This is a genomic window from Zoogloea sp., assembly GCF_041914405.1.
GTDB lineage: Bacteria > Pseudomonadota > Gammaproteobacteria > Burkholderiales > Rhodocyclaceae > Zoogloea.
The window spans coordinates 13,069-30,657 of record NZ_JAYSDK010000021.1 but is presented as its reverse complement, the minus strand read 5'-3'; the positions used below and the strand labels follow the sequence as shown (position 1 = coordinate 30,657).

Annotated in this window: 16 protein-coding genes and 1 riboswitch; of the genes, 4 read left to right on the top strand and 12 right to left on the bottom strand. The window is 67.5% G+C overall.

Annotated elements, in window-relative coordinates; genetic code table 11:
- The 12 genes from ahcY to ACE3RX_RS13585 form a co-directional block, all read right to left on the bottom strand.
- Positions 1–1,413, bottom strand: coding sequence for an adenosylhomocysteinase (gene ahcY / locus ACE3RX_RS13640; RefSeq protein WP_374484589.1), 1,413 nt, complete (start codon positions 1,411–1,413; stop codon positions 1–3).
- 101 nt (positions 1,414–1,514) lie between these two features.
- Positions 1,515–1,622: riboswitch (S-adenosyl-L-homocysteine riboswitch) on the bottom strand.
- A gap of 114 nt (positions 1,623–1,736) precedes the next feature.
- Complete coding sequence (gene dsbD, locus ACE3RX_RS13635; RefSeq protein WP_374484585.1) at positions 1,737–3,557, bottom strand: protein-disulfide reductase DsbD; 1,821 nt, start codon at positions 3,555–3,557, stop codon at positions 1,737–1,739.
- Between the two features lie 71 nt (positions 3,558–3,628).
- Positions 3,629–3,964, bottom strand: a complete 336-nt coding sequence (gene cutA / locus ACE3RX_RS13630) for a divalent-cation tolerance protein CutA (protein WP_374484581.1) — start codon at positions 3,962–3,964, stop codon at positions 3,629–3,631.
- Positions 3,965–3,971: 7 nt separating this feature from the next.
- Positions 3,972–4,772 carry an ABC transporter permease gene (locus ACE3RX_RS13625; protein WP_374484576.1) on the bottom strand — a complete coding sequence of 267 codons (801 nt, stop codon included), beginning with the start codon at positions 4,770–4,772 and terminating at the stop codon, positions 3,972–3,974.
- Positions 4,773–4,778: 6 nt separating this feature from the next.
- Complete coding sequence (locus ACE3RX_RS13620; protein WP_374484573.1) at positions 4,779–5,735, bottom strand: ATP-binding cassette domain-containing protein; 957 nt, start codon at positions 5,733–5,735, stop codon at positions 4,779–4,781.
- Positions 5,735–6,343: a glutathione S-transferase gene (locus ACE3RX_RS13615; RefSeq protein ID WP_374484571.1), complete on the bottom strand. Its 609-nt coding sequence runs from the start codon at positions 6,341–6,343 to the stop codon at positions 5,735–5,737. The genes ACE3RX_RS13620 and ACE3RX_RS13615 overlap by 1 nt, the downstream gene beginning before the upstream one ends.
- A 13-nt stretch (positions 6,344–6,356) precedes the next feature.
- Positions 6,357–6,995 carry an alpha/beta hydrolase gene (locus tag ACE3RX_RS13610; RefSeq protein WP_374484569.1) on the bottom strand — a complete coding sequence of 213 codons (639 nt, stop codon included), beginning with the start codon at positions 6,993–6,995 and terminating at the stop codon, positions 6,357–6,359.
- Positions 6,996–6,997: 2 nt separating this feature from the next.
- On the bottom strand, positions 6,998–7,306 hold the full coding sequence (locus ACE3RX_RS13605) for a ferredoxin (protein WP_374484567.1): 309 nt from the start codon (positions 7,304–7,306) through the stop codon (positions 6,998–7,000).
- A 91-nt stretch (positions 7,307–7,397) separates the two neighbouring features.
- Entirely contained in the window at positions 7,398–8,477 is a 1,080-nt protein-coding gene (locus tag ACE3RX_RS13600) for a VanZ family protein (RefSeq protein WP_374484565.1), read from the bottom strand.
- A gap of 231 nt (positions 8,478–8,708) precedes the next feature.
- Positions 8,709–9,161: an SCP2 domain-containing protein gene (locus tag ACE3RX_RS13595; RefSeq protein WP_374484562.1), complete on the bottom strand. Its 453-nt coding sequence runs from the start codon at positions 9,159–9,161 to the stop codon at positions 8,709–8,711.
- A 19-nt stretch (positions 9,162–9,180) separates the two neighbouring features.
- Complete coding sequence (locus ACE3RX_RS13590; protein WP_374484559.1) at positions 9,181–10,086, bottom strand: U32 family peptidase; 906 nt, start codon at positions 10,084–10,086, stop codon at positions 9,181–9,183.
- A 4-nt stretch (positions 10,087–10,090) separates the two neighbouring features.
- A complete protein-coding gene (locus ACE3RX_RS13585) occupies positions 10,091–11,104 on the bottom strand; it encodes a peptidase U32 family protein (RefSeq protein WP_374484557.1) in 1,014 nt (337 codons plus the stop codon).
- Positions 11,105–11,291: 187 nt separating this feature from the next.
- Between ACE3RX_RS13585 and ACE3RX_RS13580 the strand changes: the two genes are divergently transcribed.
- From ACE3RX_RS13580 to ACE3RX_RS13565, 4 genes are all read left to right on the top strand, one after another.
- The gene (locus ACE3RX_RS13580) at positions 11,292–12,287 is read left to right on the top strand and encodes an ABC transporter substrate-binding protein (RefSeq protein ID WP_374484554.1); all 996 of its coding nucleotides are present in this window, start codon (positions 11,292–11,294) and stop codon (positions 12,285–12,287) included.
- Positions 12,271–15,222, top strand: coding sequence for an EAL domain-containing protein (locus ACE3RX_RS13575; protein ID WP_374484550.1), 2,952 nt, complete (start codon positions 12,271–12,273; stop codon positions 15,220–15,222). Before ACE3RX_RS13580 ends, ACE3RX_RS13575 begins: the two co-directional genes overlap by 17 nt.
- An 89-nt stretch (positions 15,223–15,311) precedes the next feature.
- Positions 15,312–16,820, top strand: a complete 1,509-nt coding sequence (locus ACE3RX_RS13570) for a sodium:solute symporter family protein (RefSeq protein ID WP_374484546.1) — start codon at positions 15,312–15,314, stop codon at positions 16,818–16,820.
- Positions 16,821–16,913: 93 nt separating this feature from the next.
- Positions 16,914–17,543: a flavin prenyltransferase UbiX gene (locus ACE3RX_RS13565; protein ID WP_374484542.1), complete on the top strand. Its 630-nt coding sequence runs from the start codon at positions 16,914–16,916 to the stop codon at positions 17,541–17,543.
- The last annotated feature ends 46 nt before the right edge of the window (positions 17,544–17,589 follow it).

Here is a 17,589-nt window from a genome sequence, read left to right as displayed (position 1 = left end):
TTAGTAGCGGTAGTGCTCGGCCTTGTAGGGGCCGGCGACGGGCACGCCGATGTAGTCGGCCTGGGCCTGGGAGAGCACGGTGAGCTTGGCACCGATCTTCTTCAGGTGCAGGCGGGCCACCATTTCGTCGAGTTGCTTGGGCAGCACGTAGACGCCGACCGGGTACTGCTCGGTCTTGGTGAACAGCTCGATCTGGGCCAGGGTCTGGTTGGCGAAGGAGTTGCTCATCACGAAGCTCGGGTGGCCGGTGGCACAGCCGAGGTTAACCAGGCGGCCTTCGGCCAGCAGGATGATGCGCTTGCCGTCCGGGAAGATGATGTGGTCGACCTGGGGCTTGATGTTCTCCCACTCGTACTGGCGCAGGCTGGCGACTTCGATCTCGGAGTCGAAGTGGCCGATGTTGCAGACGATGGTGTTGTTCTTCATCGCCTTCATGTGGTCATGGGTGATCACGCCCACATTACCGGTGGTGGTGACGAAGATGTCGCCCAGCGCGGCGGCTTCTTCCATCGTGACCACGCGGTAGCCTTCCATCGCCGCCTGCAGTGCGCAGATCGGGTCGATTTCGGTAACCCACACGGTGGCGCCGAGGCCGCGCAGGGATTGCGCACAGCCCTTGCCCACGTCGCCGTAGCCGAGCACCACGCCGATCTTGCCGGCGATCATCACGTCGGTGGCGCGCTTGATGCCGTCCACCAGCGATTCGCGGCAGCCGTAGAGGTTGTCGAACTTGGACTTGGTGACCGAGTCATTGACGTTGATGGCCGGGAACTTCAGCTCGCCCTTGGCGTGCATCTGGTACAGGCGGTGCACGCCGGTGGTGGTTTCCTCGGTGACGCCCTTAATCTGCGCCAGGCGGGTGGAGTACCAGGTCGGGTCTTGTTGCAGCTTGGCCTTGATGGAGGCGAACAGCACCACGGCTTCTTCGCTGTCCGGCTTGTCCAGCACCGACAGGTCCTTCTCGGCCTTGGCGCCCAGGTGCAGCAGCAGGGTCGCGTCGCCGCCGTCGTCGAGGATCATGTTGGAGTAGCCACCGTCGGTCCACTCGAAGATGCGGTGGGTGTAGTCCCAGTAGTCGGTGAGGGACTCGCCCTTCACGGCGAACACGGGGATGCCGTCCTTGGCGATGGCGGCGGCGGCGTGGTCCTGGGTCGAGAAGATGTTGCAGGACGCCCAGCGCACTTCGGCGCCGAGAGCGGTCAGCGTCTCGATCAGCACCGCGGTCTGGATGGTCATGTGCAGGGAGCCGGTGATGCGCGCGCCCTTCAGCGGCTGCTTGGCGGCGAATTCCTCGCGGATGGCCATCAGGCCCGGCATTTCGGTTTCGGCGATGCGGATTTCCTTGCGACCCCAGTCCGCCAGGGACAGGTCGGCAACAACGAAATCGGTGAACTTTTCAGCCACAGCGTTCATGAGAACTCCTCGAACATGTGGCCGGGAAGGGACTACGCGTGGCTCGGGATGATGGCTCACCGCGTCTCCCCGTGCCCGGCACGGGTTTGCAAACAAGCATGGACGGGTGAGCGCGGTTGCAGGTGAACGGGAGAAAAACCCTCGGCACCGACATCGAGCCTGGGACAGCGGGCCTTGCACCCGGCAGTCTTGCAGCGCTCCTCGATTCAGGTCGCGAATTATAGCGGATCGACGCTGATTTTCTTGAGAATTTTGCCGCGCATCAGGTAAGCGCGTTCATTCTGCGGTGGCGCCACCGTCCGTGAGGGTGAATGAATTCGCCCCTACAGGGCGGCGTCGAGGACCTTGCCGAAGACTTCTGCTTCCTGAAAGCCGACCACGCGCAGATTCTGGCGCTCTTCGCCGCCGGCCTTGAAGAAGATGATGCCGGGCGGGCCGAACAGATTGAAACGTTTCAGCAGTGCCTTGTCGGCGTCGCTGTTGGCGGTGACGTCGGCCTGCACGAGCTGGAAGCCGGCCAGGCGTTTGGCGACGGCCGGGTCGGCGAAGGTGAAGCGCTCCATTTCCTTGCAGGAGATGCACCAGTCCGCATAGAAGTCGAGCATTACCGGGCGGGTGGCGGTCTTGAGGAGCTGATCGAGTTCTTCCACCGAGGCGACGCGCTGGAACCTGGTTTCGGCCGCAGCGGGGGCGCTGGCGGCTTGGGCGCGCAGGATGGCGAGGGGCTGCAGCGGGTCGCGGGAGCCGGCCAGCGCGCCGATGAACAGCGCCGCGCCGGCGATCAGCGCGAGCACGCCGAAGCCTTTCCAGAAGCGCTGCCAGCCGCTGGCATGGGGCGGCAGCGGGTCGAGGGCGTGCAGGTAGATCGCCGAGAACACCAGCAGGCCGGCCCAGGCCAGCATCGGCACGACGCTCGGCAGCACCGGTGTGACCAGCCAGATGGCGACGCCCAGCAGCATCACGCCAAAGGCGCGCTTGACCCCTTCCATCCACGGGCCGGGCTTGGGCAGCGCGCTGCGCGCCAGCACGCCGACGAGCAGCAGCGGGGCACCCATGCCGAGGGCCATGATGAACAGCGCGGCGCCGCCGAGCGCGGCGTTGCCGGTCTTGGCGATGTAGAGCAGGGCGCCGGCCAGCGGTGCGGCGACGCAGGGGCCGACGATCAGCGCCGACAGGGCACCCATCAGCAGGATGCCGCCGGGCGAGCCGCCCTGGTGGTTGACAGTGTCGGACAGGCGGCTCTGCAGCGCGATGGGGAGCTGCAGTTCGTAGAAGCCGAACATGGAGCCGGCCAGCACGATGAAGATCAGCGAGAAGGCGCCAAGCACCCAGGGGTTCTGCAGCGCGGCGGACAGCAGCGTGCCGGACAGCCCGGCGGCGACGCCGGCGGCTGCGTAGGTGAGCGCCATGCCCAGCACGTACAGGGTGGACAGGCCGAAGGCGCGGCTCTTGGTGATCGCGTGACCGTGGCCGACGATGATGCCGGACAGGATGGGGATCATCGGGAAGACGCAGGGCGTCAGCGCCAGCAGCAGGCCAAAGCCGAAGAAGCTGATCAGGATGGTGGCGGTGCTGCCGCCGGACAGCAGGCGGGCGACGCGGCCGGATTCGTCGTGGCCGTCGTCTGCCGGGGCGGCGGAGGCCGGTGCTGTGCTGGCGGCGGGGGTGTCGGCCTTGCCCAGCGCGTGGGCCAGGACGCCGCCGGATCCGCCGTCGGTGCCGGCTGCGGCGATGGTGAAGCTCTGCTTCTGCGGCGGGTAGCAGATGCCCATGTCGGCGCAGCCCTGGCTGCTGACCTCCAGTTCGAAGGGCGGCTTGCCGGCGACGATGGGCACCGGGATGACCAGTTCGTGGCGGTAGATCTCCACCTGCCCGAAGGCGTCGTCTTTCTTCGGCTTGCCGGGCGGGATGGCGGGTTCGCCGAAGGTCACGCCCTCGGCCTGGAACTTGAAGCGGTGGCGGTACAGGTAGTAACCGTCGGCGATCTGGAAGCGGACTTCGACGGTGTGATCGTCCACCGCGCGGGCGGATACGCGGAAGGCCTGTTCGACCGGCAGCGGTTCCTCGGCGGCGCGGGCGAGGCTGCCAAGCAGGGACAGCGCGAACAACAGCAGGGGCAGCAGGAAGGTACGGATTCGGATCATGGCCGGCAGTGTAGGGGCAGCGCGGCCGGGCTGCCCCGGGAATGGATCAAGAAATGGCTTGCGGATGGCGTTCAGTCGGTGGCCTGGGTTTCGGCGGCAACCCACGCCAGGTAGCCGGGCAGACCGTCAGTGACAGGGACTGCGATCAGCTCGGGAAGTTCGTAGGGATGGGCTTCACGTACCGCGTCCTGCAACTCGGCGTAGCAGGTGCGGGTGGTCTTGATCAGCAGCGGCACTTCGCTGGCCGTTTCGACGGTGCCTTGCCAGCGGTACACCGAGGTGCATGGGGCCAGGATGTTCACGCAAGCGGCCAGTCGGCGCTCGATCAACAACGTGGCGAGGGTGTTGGCCGCGGCGGCGTCGGGCAGGTTGGTGAACACCAGCAGGGTATCGTCGGAGGTGGTCATCGCGTTCTCACTTCAGCAGTCGCCGCCGGGTCAGCGTCAGGGCCAGCCAGAAAGCGGCGACAGTGACGGCGGCCAGCACGCCGGCGTGCAGGGCGATGTTGTGCGGTGTTTGGCCGAGCAGCAGCGGGCGGGCGAGGCTGACCGCGTGGCTGAGGGGCAGGATGTCAGCGACGCTGCGCACGATATCCGGCAACTGGCTCTGCGGGAAGAACACCCCGGACATCAGCGTCATCGGCGTGATGAAGAGGGTGAAGTAATACATGAAGAAGTCGTAGCTCGGTGCCAGCGCGGTCATGATCAGGCCGAGGGCGGCGAAGCACAGGCCGGTGAGGAAGATCACCGGGATGGCTGCCAGGGCCAGCGGTGAGGCCGTGAAGCCGAAGGCGGCGATCACCGCGAGGATCGCGGTGCCGGCCAGCGTGGCCTTGCTGGCGGCCCACACCAGCTCGGCGGCGACGATGTCGTCGAGGGCGATTGGGGCATTCATGATGGCCTCCCAGGTCTTCTGCACGTGCATGCGCGAGAAGCCGGAGTACAGCGCCTCGAAGGTGGCGGCGTTCATCGTCGAGTAGCACAAGGTGCCGCCGGCCAGGAAGGCGATGTAGGACACGCCTTCGACCTGAGGTACCAGCATGCCGAGGCCGTAGCCGAGGCCCAGCATGTAGATCACCGGGTCGGCCAGGTTGCCGACGACGGACGGCAGGGCGAGCTTCTTCCAGACCAGGAAGTTGCGCCGCCACACCGCGGCGAAGCGCAGGGACAGGCGTGGCGGAGCGAAGTGGCCGCGGCGGCCGGACGGGTTATCCATGGGCGGTCAGTCGCGCAGTTCGCGGCCGGTGAGCTTGAGGAACACGTCCTCCAGGTTGGCCGGGCGGTGGAGGGTGCGCAGGCCGGGCTGGTGGGCCAGGTGGGCCAGCAACGGGGCTGCGTCGTCGGTGTAGCAGAAGGCGGTTTCGCCGCTGATTTCGCAGCGCTTGCTGAAGTTGGCGGCATGGCGGGTGGCCCAAGCGGCGGCACCGGATTCGGGGCCGGCGACTTGGCCGTTGCCGGTCCATTCACCGAAGACTTCCACCACCTGGGGTTCGATGTGGGCGGCGATGACTTCCCGCGGGCTGCCCTGAGCGAGGATGCGCCCGGTGTCGAGGATGGCCAGCCGGTGGGCGAGGCGTTCGGCCTCGTCCATGAAGTGGGTGGTCAGCAGGATCGTCGTGCCTTCCGCGGTGAGGCGGCGCAGGCGTTCCCATATCAGGTGGCGGGCCTGGGGATCGAGGCCGGTGGTGGGTTCGTCGAGGATCAGCAGTTCGGGCTTGTTGACCAGCGCGCGGGCCAGGGTGAGGCGCCGCTTCATGCCGCCGGACAGGGACTGGATGCGCGCGTTGTCTTTGCCTTCCAGGCCCGCGAAGGCCAGCAGCTCGGGAATGCGCGGGCGGATCTCGCTCTCGCGGATGCCGAAGTAGCCAGCGAAGACGACCAGGTTCTCGGCGCAGGTGAAGTCCGGGTCGAGGCTGTCGAGCTGGGGTACTACGCCGACCCGCATGCGGGCCTCGCGGGCCTGCTCGGGCACCGGCAGTCCGCACAGGCGGATGTCGCCGGCGCTGGGGGCGGTGAGGCCCAGCGCGCAGCGCAGCGTGGTGGTCTTGCCGGCGCCGTTGGGGCCGAGCAGCGCGAAGCATTCGCCGGGGCGCAGGCTGAGGTTCAGCCCGCGCACCACTTCCTTTGCCTCGCTGCCTTCGCCGAAGCGCTTGACGAGTCCGCGGATCTCGAGGGGCATCAGTTCGGCGGGGGCGTGGTGGACACGAAGGACGGCCGGGCGAGGAGTTGCTCGGCCCAGGCGGCCAGCGCTGTATGGCGGGAGCGCCAGTTGAACTCGGCGAGGCGCAGGTCCAGGTAGCCGAGGGCGCAGCCAGCGGCGATGTCGGCGATGCTCAGTGTCTCGCTGCCGAGGCCCAGACGTTGTTCGAGGCGCGCTTCGAGGGCGGCGAGGCCGCGGCGGATCTTGTCGAGCTGGCGCTGGATGTTGGCGTGATCCTGCTTGGGCAGCGGGCGGCGGCTTTCCAGGAAGGCCGCCACCGCTGCGTCGGTGATGCCGTCGGCGAGGGCCTCGCTCTGGCGCACGGGCAGCGCGGCCAGACGGTCGGCGGGGATCAGCTCGGGACCGCCTAGGGTCTCGAGGTATTCGGCGATGACCGGCGAGTCGAACCACACCTGGCCATCGTCGGCGACCAGCGCCGGTACCTTGCCGAGGGGGTTGTAGTCGGGCACGTGGGTTTCAGGAACCCACGGAATGTCCACTTCCTGCTCGAAGGGAAGGGCTTTTTCGGCCAGCACGACGCGGATCTTGCGCGCATAGGGGCTGGTGAGGGAGACGACGAGTTTCATTGCTTTTCTGCGCTCAGAGAGGGCGCCACGCCCGTTCGATGATGCTGCGGATGATGTGCAGCTTGCCGTGGAAGAAGTGGTCGGCGCCGGGGACGACGACGACCGGGAGCTCCTGCGGTTCGGCCCATTCCATCACATTGGCGAGGGCGACGGTTTCATCCCTTTCACCGTGGATGATCAGGCTGTCCTTGGGCACCGGCAGCGTCGTGTAGCTGCGTGCGCCGGTGACTTCGCCGGCGGCAGTGCCGACCAGCACGATGCGCCCCGGTGGGGTGATGCTGTCGGCCAGCCGCGCGGCAACGCGGGTCTGCACATAGGCGCCGAAGGAGAAGCCGCCGAGGGCCAGCGGCAGGCCGCCCCAGCGGCTCTGGGCCCAGGCGATGACGGCCAGCATGTCCTCGGTCTCGGCGCCGCCGTTGTCATGGGTGCCGACGCTCTTGCCGACGCCGCGGAAGTTGGGGCGCAGTGCGGCGTAGCCGAGGTCGCGGAAGACCCGTGCCAGGGTGTGGGCGACCTTGTTGGTGTTGGCGCCGTGGAACAGCGGGTGCGGGTGGCACACCAGCGCGATGCCGCGGACCTGGTCCGGGGTGTCGATGATCAGTTCGATCGGGCCGTCGGGGCCGTTGATAAGGGCGTTTTCGGTAGCGGGCATGATCAGATCTTCAGGCGTTCGACGATGCGGCCGTGCTGCAGGTGCTCGCTGATGATTTCATCCACATCGGCCTTGTCCACGAAGGTGTACCAGACGTTGTCGGGGTACACCACCAGCACCGGGCCTTCGTCGCAGCGGTCGAGGCAGCCGGCCTTGTTGATGCGTACCTTGCCCTTGCCCTTCAGGCCCAGCGCGGCGATGCGGTCCTTGGCGTAGGTCTGCAGTTCGACGGCGCCCTGGGCCGCACAACAGGTTTCGCCGGGGCCGCGCTGATTGCAGCAGAAGAAGACGTGGTGCTTGAAATAGCTCATGGGCGGTCTCCGGGGGAGTGGTTCTGTTGTTGGAATGTGTCGCGATTATCGGCCAATCGCCCGTCCTGGGGGAGTCGGGTGAAGCCCGGAATCAGCTGCGGCGGCCTTTGTCTTCCGGCGCGCTGGCACCTGTCAGGCCCAGGTAGGCGAAGGCTGCGAAGGGCCACAGGCTGGCCGTGAGCTGGGTCAGACCGTGGAAATTGAGAAAGTTGCCGTGGCGGATCAGCTCTACGTCGCTGGGCAGGAAGGGGTTCTCGGGGGCCAGGTTGACCAGCGCGGTACCGACCAGCAGGGCCATGCCGGCCAGCATGCCGTGGCTGCGCTTGGGCAGCAGCAGACACACGCCGAGCAGGGCCGCGCCGGCGGCGAGGCCGATCTGTCCGCCAGGGGTCATCCAGTGGAAGGGATCGCCGGGGGAGAAGAAGGCGGCCGCTGCGAGGGTCTTGGCGCCGAGGCCGAGGAGTACCAGCGCCGCCAGCGGCCACGGGCTGAAGCGGCGCATGATGCAGCTGGCGGTGAGGCCGACGGCGAGCAGCTGGCTGGTGGTGATGGCCGCCTCCACTTTCACGAAGCGGGTCGGGTTGAATTGCAGCGGGGTCGGCAGATCGAACAGGCGGCGCAGGTCGCCGGTGGCGAACAACAGGCTCTCGGGGGTGAGTAGGGTGAGCAGCCACAGGCCCATGAGCACCAGCCCGATCTCGCCCGAATGGCCGGGCACGATGCGCCGCTGGCGCCAGCGGGTGAGGCCGCTGGTGGGGGCGAACAGACCACTGCCCCAGCGGGCGCCGGCCAGCGCGCCGAGGATGCCGCCGATGGTGTTGCAGCCCACGTCCACATTGGACGAGACACGGGTGGGAAGGAAGTTCTGCAGGGTTTCCACCGACAGGCTGAGGCTGGCGGTGATCAGGATCGCCAGCAGTACCGCCAGCACCCGGGGCAGGCGGCCCAGCGCGGGCACCAGCGCGAAGCTGAAGGGCACGATGCCGATGACGTTTACTACCAGGTCTACCCAGGTGTAATACCGTGGCCAGGGGGCGGACAGGAAGTCGAAGACCGGCAGGCCGGGGTTCCGCCAGCCGGTGAAAGGATGCAGGCAGGCGTAGACGATCAGTATCCCGATGGCGGCAGCGAAGTAGGCGGCGAGCGGAGAACTGTGGCGTGGCGAAGGCATCGGGCTGGCTGGAGGGGCGCGTCAGGCCTCATTCTAGCCGGGTCGGGGCGGGGATGATGCGGGGCGGGGATGATGCGGTGCGGGGGAGAGGTCTGGCGTCAGAGGGAGCCGGTGGCGTCAGTCGGCAGGGGCGGGCGAATGAATTCGCCCCCACGGATCAATCCCTCATGCAATTGAACCGCTCAGGCCGGCGCCCCTCTGTAGAGGCGAATTCATTCGCCCAATGTCCGCTCAGTTCGCTCCAACCGGCGGCCGGAATATCCTCAAGCGTGCCATCAGCGCATCCCAGTCCACCGCGTCCAGGGTGTTCTTGACCAGCAGGCCGAGGTCGGTTTCGCCTTCCATCAGCAGGCGGCGGCTGAAGAACAGGGTGTCCGGGTCTTCCTCGCGCAGGGCGAGAGCCAGGTAGTCGCGCGTGGTGGCGGAGATGGTCAGGTCCGGCTGGCGCGGGTCGAACAGTGGGCGGAAGCCCCGCGGCGTGAAGGTGAAACGCAGGGTCAGGCCGGCGTCGGTGACCTTGAGCAGCAGGCGCTTGCCGGTCAGCGGTTCCAGGGTGTCGCGGGGTAGGATGCGGTCGAGGGCCAGGTTGAGTCCGCCGACCAGTGCCAGCGTCGGCGGCAGCTGGGGCAGGCGGGCGCCGATGCTGGCGACCGGCTTGGGCAGGGTGAAGGCGGGCAGTTTCATGGTCGGGCGCTCCGGAGAATCAGGCGGTGACGAGTTGTTCGACGCCCGGCCGGCCGTGCCAGAAGCCGTTGCACGGGGCTTCCGGCAGCAGGGGGCGGGCGTTGCGCAGGGCTTCGGCGGGCGGAAGCTGGCCGGCCAGGGCCTGGCGGAACAGCTCGATGACCTCGGCGGTGTGCTCCCCCTGGGGGCTGATGCGCAGGATGTCCAGGCCGTCGGCCTGCACGGCGGGCAGGTCGCCGAGCAGGGTGTGTACGTGGGCGGACTGGGTCTGGATGCCGTTGAGGGTCAGGAAGGGTTCGCCTTCACGGGTCTTCAGCGGAATGCCGTCGGCGAACTGCAGACAGCGGAACTCGCAGGTGTCCTTCTGCAGGTTGTAGTGGCGGGCGGTGAAGCAGCGCGCCGAGAAGGCCAGCGGCAGGCGGCCGTGGGCGAAGACTTCGACCTCCATCGGCCGGCCGAGGCCGTCGCGCAGTTCGGCGATCTGCTGGCGTGACATCTCCGGCGGGGCGACCCAGCGGGTGGCACCAAGCTTGGCGAACATGCCGAGGGTGGCTGGGTTGAAGATGTTCAGCGTCGGGCCGGCGATCCAGTCCGCCACCGGTGCGTCACCACCGGTGAGCAGGCGCACCGCGCCCATGTCGTTGGCCTCGACGCGGAAGCGCCCGTTGGTGACGATGCGGCGCAGGGTCTTGAGGTCGGATTCCGATTCGACCAGCACCTGGCTGGACAGCACGACCTCCTTGCCGGCGGCGGCGAGGGTTTCGGCTACTTCGAGCCAGTCGCTGAGGCGCAGTTCGTGGCGGCGGGAACACACCGTTTCGCCGAGATAGACGATATCCACCGGGGCATCCGCCATGTCGGCGTAGAAAGTCAGCGTGGCCTGGCGGGGCCAGTAGTAGAGCAGGGGACCGAGGGCGAGTTTCATCACATCACTTCCAGGGACGGTAGTAGGCGCCGAGGGTGTGGCTCTGGCCTTCGGAAACCTTGTTGAGTTCGGCCATCCACGCGGCCTCGACGCGGAAGGGGGCGGTGTCGGCCTGCAGCCGATCGATGGCGGCGCGCCATACCTTGGTGACCTGGGTCACGTAGGCGGGGCTGCGCTGGCGGCCTTCGATCTTGATCGCGCGAACGCCTACGCGGGCCAGCTCGGGCAGTAACTCCAGCGTGTTGAGGCTGGTGGGCTCCTCGATGGCGTAGTAGGTCTCGCCGTTGACGTCGAAGCGGCCCTTGCAGAGGGTCGGGTAGCCGGCCCGCTCGCCGTCGGCGAAGCGGTCGATGAGGATGCCGTTGAGGCGGGTTTCCATGCCCTTCGGGGTCTGCTCCCAGCGCACGTGTTTGCCCGGCGAGCAGGCGCCGTTGCAGTTGGGGGATTCGCCGGTGGCGTAGGCCGACAGCGCGCAGCGCCCCTCGACCATCACGCACAGCCCGCCGAAGCCGAACACCTCGATCTCCACCGGGGTGTTGGCGATCACGTGCTCCACCTGGGCCAGGGACAGCACCCGCGGCAGCACCGCACGCGAAATGCCGAAACGTTCGTAGTAGAAATTGATGGCGTCGTAGCTGGTGGCCGAGCCCTGGACCGACAGGTGCAGGCGCAGCTGCGGGTGGGTCTTGCGCGCATAGGCCATCAGGCCGGGGTCGGCGAGGATCAGCGCGTCGATGCCGCAGGTGGCGGCGCGATCCACGGCGCCGGTCCAGCTGGACCAGTTGTCGGTCTGTGGGTAGGTGTTGAGGGCCAGAAGCACCTTGCGGCCACGGTCGTGGGCGTAGCGCACGCCTTCGGCCATCGACTTGTCGTCGAAGTTGAGGCCGGTGAAGTTGCGGGCGTTGGTGGCGTCCTTGAAGCCGAGATAGACGCAGTCGGCGCCGTTGTCGATGGCGGTCTTGAGGGCGGGCAGGCTGCCGGCGGGGCAGACCAGTTCGATCGGATGCGGGGGAGTCATGGGTTCCGGGCGGCGAAAAATGACGCCGGCGGACTATAGGCGTGCCCCGCCGGGCGGGCCTTGACCGGGGTCAACGGGGGCGTGGGTGGGGCCGCGGGTTGCCGAATGTGTCGGCCGGTTTCGGGACATGGGCATTTTTAAAACTCCAGTGCATACTTGCCGGAAAAGCAATTTATCGATTCGGCTTATGAGCTTGTCCGTGCCCATGTCGCGCCGCCGCTTCCTGTCCGCCGCTGTCGGTGCCGTCGTGCTGGCACAGGGATGCAATGGTGTCCGGCGGGAGCCGCTCAAGTTCGCCACCAATCCCTGGCCGGGTTTTGATCCCCTCTACATTGCGCGGGACAAGGGGTTCTTCCGCGATGCCGGGCTTGACGTAAGCCTGGTTGATCTCACGTCCATCGGCGCCTCCCGGCGGGCCTTCGAGCGCGGCCAGGTGGACGGCTGCGGGGCGACGCTGGTGGAAATCCTGCTGGCCGCCGACCAGGCGGGGCTGCGTCCGCAGATCGCGGCGGTGGTGGACTACTCGAACGGCGCCGATGTGCTGATCGGCACGCCCGCCATGTCCGGCCCGGCCGATCTGCGGGGCCATCGGGTGGCCATCGAGCCGGGTACCCTGCACATCCAACTGCTGGCGCTGGCCTTGGCCAGCGTTGGCCTTGGCATTCGCGACGTGAGCTTGGTGCCGATGCCGCAGAACGCCATGCCGGAGGCCTTTGCGGAGGGGAAGGTGGCGGCTGCCGTGTGCTTCCCGCCGGAGTCCCGCCGGTTGCAGGAGGCGGGTGGCAAGGTCCTCTTCCATAGTGGCCAGGTGCCCGGCGAGGTGGTCGATACGCTGGTCTTCGACGGGGGCTTCGTGGCGCGCCGCGGCGCCGAAGTGGAGGCCTTCGTCGGTGCTTACCACAGGGCGATGGACTTCCTGGCCCGACATGCCGACGAAGCGCTGCGCATCATGGCCCTCCGGGAGAACGTCAGCGTCGCCGAATTGCAGGACACGCTGGCTGGGCTGCGTTATGTCAGCCACGGCGAGCAGCGCGAGCTGCTGGCTGCCGGTGGGCCGGTGGAGCGAGCCCTGAACCGCCTGCAGGGGGCCATGATGGACCTCGCCCAGTTGCGCCAGCGCCGCACACTGAAGGACTTCCTGATTGCCCGCGAATTGATTGCCCGGCATGGCAGCCTGGCATGAGGCGGCGGACAGAGGGCATGCGCCGATGAACGGAAGTGGCTTCCTGTCCCTGCGCTGGCGCTTGCTCGGGCCCTTGCTGGCCCTGTGGGCGACCGGCATGGGCCTGCTCGTCAGCGTGCTGTACGCCGGTATCGTCGAGCGTTTCCAGGCCCTCGTCGAGCAGCGCGCGGAGGCCATCGTGTCGGCGGTCTATGCGGCGGCGGAAAACGCCCGTGATCCGGCCGACCTGCGCCGGTTTGTGTCGGCTCTGGGCGCGGCGCGGGACGTGACCCGCGTGCTGCTGGTGGCCGGTCAGCCGGCCCGGGTCATCGCCGCCAACGACCACGGCTGGCACGACCTCCCGCTGACGGCATTGCCCGACCGGGCGCTGGCTGCCAGCCTGGGCAGTGTGCAGATCTCCCGGCACGGCGAGCGCATGCTGGATGCCGCCAGCCGCAGCTTTGCCGTGCTGGAGCCGGTGCTGCTGGTCGGGGGCGGTGGTACGAGCGGCCGCCCGGACGACGGCGTGCTGTTCCTGCGCCTGGATGCGGGCAGCCTGTGGCAGGCTGCCGAGGAGACGGTGCTCCACCTGGCTGTCGGGCTGGGCGCGGTGCTCAGCCTGGTGGCCGGCCTGGTCTACCTGCTGCTGTCCCGCTATGTCCTGCGTCCGGTCGAGGCCATCCGCGAGGCCCTCGGGCGGCGCCAGGCGGGGGCTGGTGAGGTGGTCCGCGTGCCCGTGGCGCGCCGGGACGAACTTGGCGAACTCGCCGGAACCCTCGATGAAACCTTGTTGGCACTGAATGCCCGCAACCGCGACATCGAACGCATGAAGCGCCTCCATCACGCTTTGTCGGTCACCAACAAGGCCATCGTCCACGTCCGCACCGCGGAGGCACTGCTGCCCGAGGTGTGCCGTATCGCGGTGGAGTTCGGCGAACTGGACCTGGCCTGGATCGGTTTTCCGGATGTGGACGGCGGTCCGCTCAGGCCGGTGGCCATGCATGGCGCCTGCGACGATGGCGGCGTGGCGCTGTGGTGCCAGCCGGCCAGCCAGGTACCGGCAGAGGCGTTGATCGTCAACGATCTGGCGCAGCCGGGGGCGGCGCAGCTGTGTCCCGGTTGCGTGGGGCAGGACAGCGCGGGATCGTTTGCGCTGTTCCCGATCCGGGACGGCGCCGGCCTCGATGGGGCGTTGGTGCTGCGCAAGGCTGAGACCGACTTCTTCGATGCGCAGACGGTGGCCCTGCTGGAGGAGATGAGTGCCGACATCGGTTTCGCGCTGCGCAACTACCGGCGCGACGAGGCCCTGCGGCTGGCGGCCAAGGTCTTCGAGAACAATTCGGAAGGCATCGTCATCATCGACTCCGGGCGCCGGGTGGCGATGACCAACCGGGCCTTCACCACGCTGACCGGCTTTGCCGAGGACGACGTGCGCGGGCGGCCGCTGGTGCTGTTCGACCCGCAGGCCCATCCGCGCGGCTTTGCCAGCCATGCCCGCGCCGTGGCGCTGCGGGACGGGCTGTGGCAGGGCGAGGTCTGGATACGCCGGGCCAGCGGCGAGAGCTTCCCGGCAGACATGTCGATCAGCGTCGTGGGGGCGCCCGAAGGGTCGGCTTTCCATTACGTCGGCGTGTTCTCCGACATCAGCCGACGCAAGGCCGACGAGGCACGCATCCGTTTCCTTGCCGACCATGATTTCCTCACCGGCCTGCCGTCGCGGGCCGCGCTGCAGCCGACTGTCGAACGAGCCGTCGAGGCTGCCAGCCGGGACGGACGGCGGGTCGGCCTGTGCTTCCTGGACCTCGATCGTTTCAAGAACATCAACGACACCCTCGGTCACCACGTCGGCGACCAGTTGCTGGTGGAAGTGGCCGGGCGCCTGCAGTCGGTGCTGCGGGATGGGGAGAGCGTCCTGCGCCACGGCGGCGATGAGTTCGTGGTGGTGGTGCCCGAGCAGGGCAGCCTGACGGACCTGCAGGCATCCGCCGAGCGCCTGCTGGCGGCCCTCGACGAGCCGTTCCAGCTGGCGGGCTGCGAGTTCAGCCTGTCCACCAGTGTCGGGGTGGCGGTCTACCCGGATGACGGCAAGGACGCGGAGACCTTGCTCGACCGGGCCGACATGGCCATGTACAAGGCCAAGGAGGAGGGACGCAACGGTGTGCAGTTCTTCACCGAGAGCATGGCCACCGCCACCAGCGAGCGCCTGTCCCTCGAGCATGCGCTGCGCCGCGCGCTGGAGCGGGGCGAGCTGGCGCTGCACTACCAGCCGGTGGTGGCATCCGACGGCACCTTGATCGCCGCCGAGGCGCTGCTGCGTTGGACCCACCCGGAACTCGGCAACGTGCCGCCGGCCCGCTTCATCCCGCTGGCGGAGGAGAGCGGCCTGATCCTGCCGATCGGTGCATGGGTACTCGACACCCTGTGCCGCCAGCTGGCCGAATGGCGTGCGGAAGGCCGGCGCATGGTGCCGGTGGCGGCCAACATCTCGCCCTTGCAGTTCCGCCGTGCCGATTTCGTCGCCATCGTGGCTGCGGCCCTGCAGCGTCATGGGGTGCCGTCCGGGCTGCTGACGCTGGAAGTGACCGAGAGCATGGTGATGGCCGACGTGGAGCAGGCCGCCCATCAGCTCGCCGAGCTGAAGGCGCTGGGCCTGTCGATCGCCATCGACGATTTCGGCACTGGCTACTCAAGCCTGGCCTACCTGCGGCGTTTTCCCCTCGACAAACTGAAGATCGACCAGTCCTTCGTGCGGGCCATCAATGCCGGCCCGGAAGACCGTGCGATCGTCGCCGCCATCGTCGGGCTCGGTCACAATCTGGGCCTCGGCCTAGTGGCGGAAGGCGTCGAAAGCGCGGCGGTGGCCGATACGCTGCTCGATCTGGGTTGCGACTCCCTGCAGGGCTGGCACTTCGGCAAGGCGGAAGCGGCGGAACGCTTCGCCGAGCGTTTGGCATAAGGCGGCGCGGCTACGCCTTCTTGGCTCCCCCGCGGACTCCGCTCGTCCCTATAATCCGCGGATTCGCCAACGCTTTTTCCTTTTTTCCGATGCTGTTCTGGTTCGTCATCGCCTACTGGCTGATCTCGGTGGCCATCGGCCTCATCGCCGCCACGCGGGTCCACAACACCAAGGACTTCGCCGTCGCCGGCCGCCATCTGCCGTTTTACATGGTCACCGCCACGGTGTTCGCCACCTGGTTCGGCTCGGAAACGGTGCTCGGTATCCCGGCGACCTTCCTCAACGAAGGCCTGCACGGGGTGGTTGCCGACCCCTTCGGCTCGTCCATGTGCCTGATCCTGGTCGGCCTGTTCTTCGCCGCGCCGCTGTACCGCATGAATTTGCTGACCATTGGCGACTTCTACAAGCGGCGCTATGGCCGCACGGTGGAAGTGTTGACCACGCTGGCCATCGTGATCTCCTACCTGGGCTGGGTCGGCGCCCAGATCACCGCCCTCGGGCTGGTCTTCAACGTGGTGTCGGGCGGCGAGGTGAGCCGCCTGGCCGGCATGTGGATCGGCTCCGGCACGATCCTCATCTACACGCTGTTCGGCGGCATGTGGGCGGTGGCGGTTACCGACTTCTTGCAGATGATCATCATCGTCATCGGCATGCTGTGGATCGGTGGCGAGGTCAGCGGCATGGCAGGTGGCGTCGGGGCGGTGGTGAATCACGCTTTCAACGAAGGCAAGTTCGCCTTCCTGCCACCGGCCGAGCCGAAGGAGATGATCGCCTTCCTCGCTGCCGCCGTGACCATGATGTTCGGCTCCATCCCGCAGCAGGACGTGTTCCAGCGCGTGCAGTCGGCCAAGTCCGAGAAGATCGCGGTGTGGGGCTCGGTGCTCGGCGGCAGCTTGTATTTCGTGTTCGCCTTCGTGCCGATGTTCCTGGCCTACTCGGCGACGCTGATCGATCCGGGCATGGTGGGGCGCCTGATCTCCTCTGATTCCCAGATGATCCTGCCCGAGCTGGTGCTGACCAGGGCGCCGCTGGTCGCGCAGATCATGTTCTTCGGTGCGTTGCTGTCGGCGATCAAGAGTTGTGCGTCAGCGACCCTGCTGGCGCCGTCGGTGACCTTCACCGAGAACATCCTCAAGCCGGCGCTGCCGCATCTCACCGACCGCAAGCTGCTGTTCTGGATGCGCGTGGTGACCTTCAGCTTCACTGTGCTGGTGACGCTCTACGCGATGTACTCCAAGGCCAGCATCTTCAAGATGGTCGAGAACGCCTACCAGATAACGCTGGTGTCGGCCTTCGTGCCCCTGCTGTGTGGCCTGTACTGGCGGCGGGCGACCAACCAGGGCGCGCTGGTGTCCATCTTCTGCGGCATCGGCGTGTGGCTGGCGGTGCATCTGGCCGGCGGTGAGGATCCCTTTGTGCCGGCCCAGCTGGCTGGTCTGGTGGCCAGCGCTGTGGGGATGGTTGTCGGCTCGCTGGTAAAGCAGCGGGTCCATCACGACATCCACGTGCATGACCGCCTGCTCCACGGCCACTACGCGGCCGAACCCCATGGCATTGCCCATGAGGGCATCGGTGCGGTGCATAAACATGGCCAGTAAGGGCGGACAGCGTCGCCCGTCCTGCCTTCTGCCCGGAACCTTGTGCGGCTCCGGCCGTCTTTTGTAATAACCGCTTGTTGCCAGGATCCCGCCTTGACCTCGTCCGTACCATCAACCAAGACCATCGCCGTTGCCCTGACCGGGGCGTCCGGCATGCCCTACGGGCTGCGCCTGGTGGAATGCCTGCTGGCTGCCGGTTGCCGGGTGTGGCTGCTTTATTCCCAAGTCGCGCAGATCGTTGCGCGGCAGGAGATGGACCTGAGCCTGCCGGGCCGGCCGGCGGAGGTGGAAGCGATGCTGAGCGAGCGGTTCGGCGCCGCGGCGGGGCAACTGCGGGTGTTTGGCCGGGAGGAATGGTTCGCGCCGCCGGCTTCGGGTTCCAATCCGCCGGATGCGATGGTCGTGTGTCCGTGCACGATGGGTTCGCTGGCGTCGATTGCCGCGGGCCTGGCCGGCAACCTCATCGAGCGGGCCGCCGACGTGGCGATCAAGGAAGGGCGCAAGCTGATCCTGGTGCCGCGGGAGACACCGTTTTCGCAGCTGCACCTGGAGAACATGCTGCGCCTCGCGCGCATGGGGGTGGTGATCCTGCCGGCCAATCCGGGCTTCTATCACCGGCCGCAGAGTGTCGACGAGCTGGTGGACTTCGTCGTCGCCCGCATCCTCGACCAACTCGCGGTGCCTCACGAACTGATGCCCCGCTGGGGAGAGAGTGAAGCGTAGGGGCGAACTCATTCGCCCGCGGATCACCGCGTAACCGATCAAGGGC

Bases quoted from the DNA above. Each gene is read 5' to 3' on its own strand.
- ahcY (WP_374484589.1), bottom strand. From the start codon at position 1,413: ATGAACGCTGTGGCTGAAAAGTTCACCGATTTCGTTGTTGCCGACCTG.
- dsbD (WP_374484585.1), bottom strand. From the start codon at position 3,557: ATGATCCGAATCCGTACCTTCCTGCTGCCCCTGCTGTTGTTCGCGCTG.
- cutA (WP_374484581.1), bottom strand. From the start codon at position 3,964: ATGACCACCTCCGACGATACCCTGCTGGTGTTCACCAACCTGCCCGAC.
- ACE3RX_RS13625 (WP_374484576.1), bottom strand. From the start codon at position 4,772: ATGGATAACCCGTCCGGCCGCCGCGGCCACTTCGCTCCGCCACGCCTG.
- ACE3RX_RS13620 (WP_374484573.1), bottom strand. From the start codon at position 5,735: ATGCCCCTCGAGATCCGCGGACTCGTCAAGCGCTTCGGCGAAGGCAGC.
- ACE3RX_RS13615 (WP_374484571.1), bottom strand. From the start codon at position 6,343: ATGAAACTCGTCGTCTCCCTCACCAGCCCCTATGCGCGCAAGATCCGC.
- ACE3RX_RS13610 (WP_374484569.1), bottom strand. From the start codon at position 6,995: ATGCCCGCTACCGAAAACGCCCTTATCAACGGCCCCGACGGCCCGATC.
- ACE3RX_RS13605 (WP_374484567.1), bottom strand. From the start codon at position 7,306: ATGAGCTATTTCAAGCACCACGTCTTCTTCTGCTGCAATCAGCGCGGC.
- ACE3RX_RS13600 (WP_374484565.1), bottom strand. From the start codon at position 8,477: ATGCCTTCGCCACGCCACAGTTCTCCGCTCGCCGCCTACTTCGCTGCC.
- ACE3RX_RS13595 (WP_374484562.1), bottom strand. From the start codon at position 9,161: ATGAAACTGCCCGCCTTCACCCTGCCCAAGCCGGTCGCCAGCATCGGC.
- ACE3RX_RS13590 (WP_374484559.1), bottom strand. From the start codon at position 10,086: ATGAAACTCGCCCTCGGTCCCCTGCTCTACTACTGGCCCCGCCAGGCC.
- ACE3RX_RS13585 (WP_374484557.1), bottom strand. From the start codon at position 11,104: ATGACTCCCCCGCATCCGATCGAACTGGTCTGCCCCGCCGGCAGCCTG.
- ACE3RX_RS13580 (WP_374484554.1), top strand. From the start codon at position 11,292: ATGAGCTTGTCCGTGCCCATGTCGCGCCGCCGCTTCCTGTCCGCCGCT.
- ACE3RX_RS13575 (WP_374484550.1), top strand. From the start codon at position 12,271: ATGGCAGCCTGGCATGAGGCGGCGGACAGAGGGCATGCGCCGATGAAC.
- ACE3RX_RS13570 (WP_374484546.1), top strand. From the start codon at position 15,312: ATGCTGTTCTGGTTCGTCATCGCCTACTGGCTGATCTCGGTGGCCATC.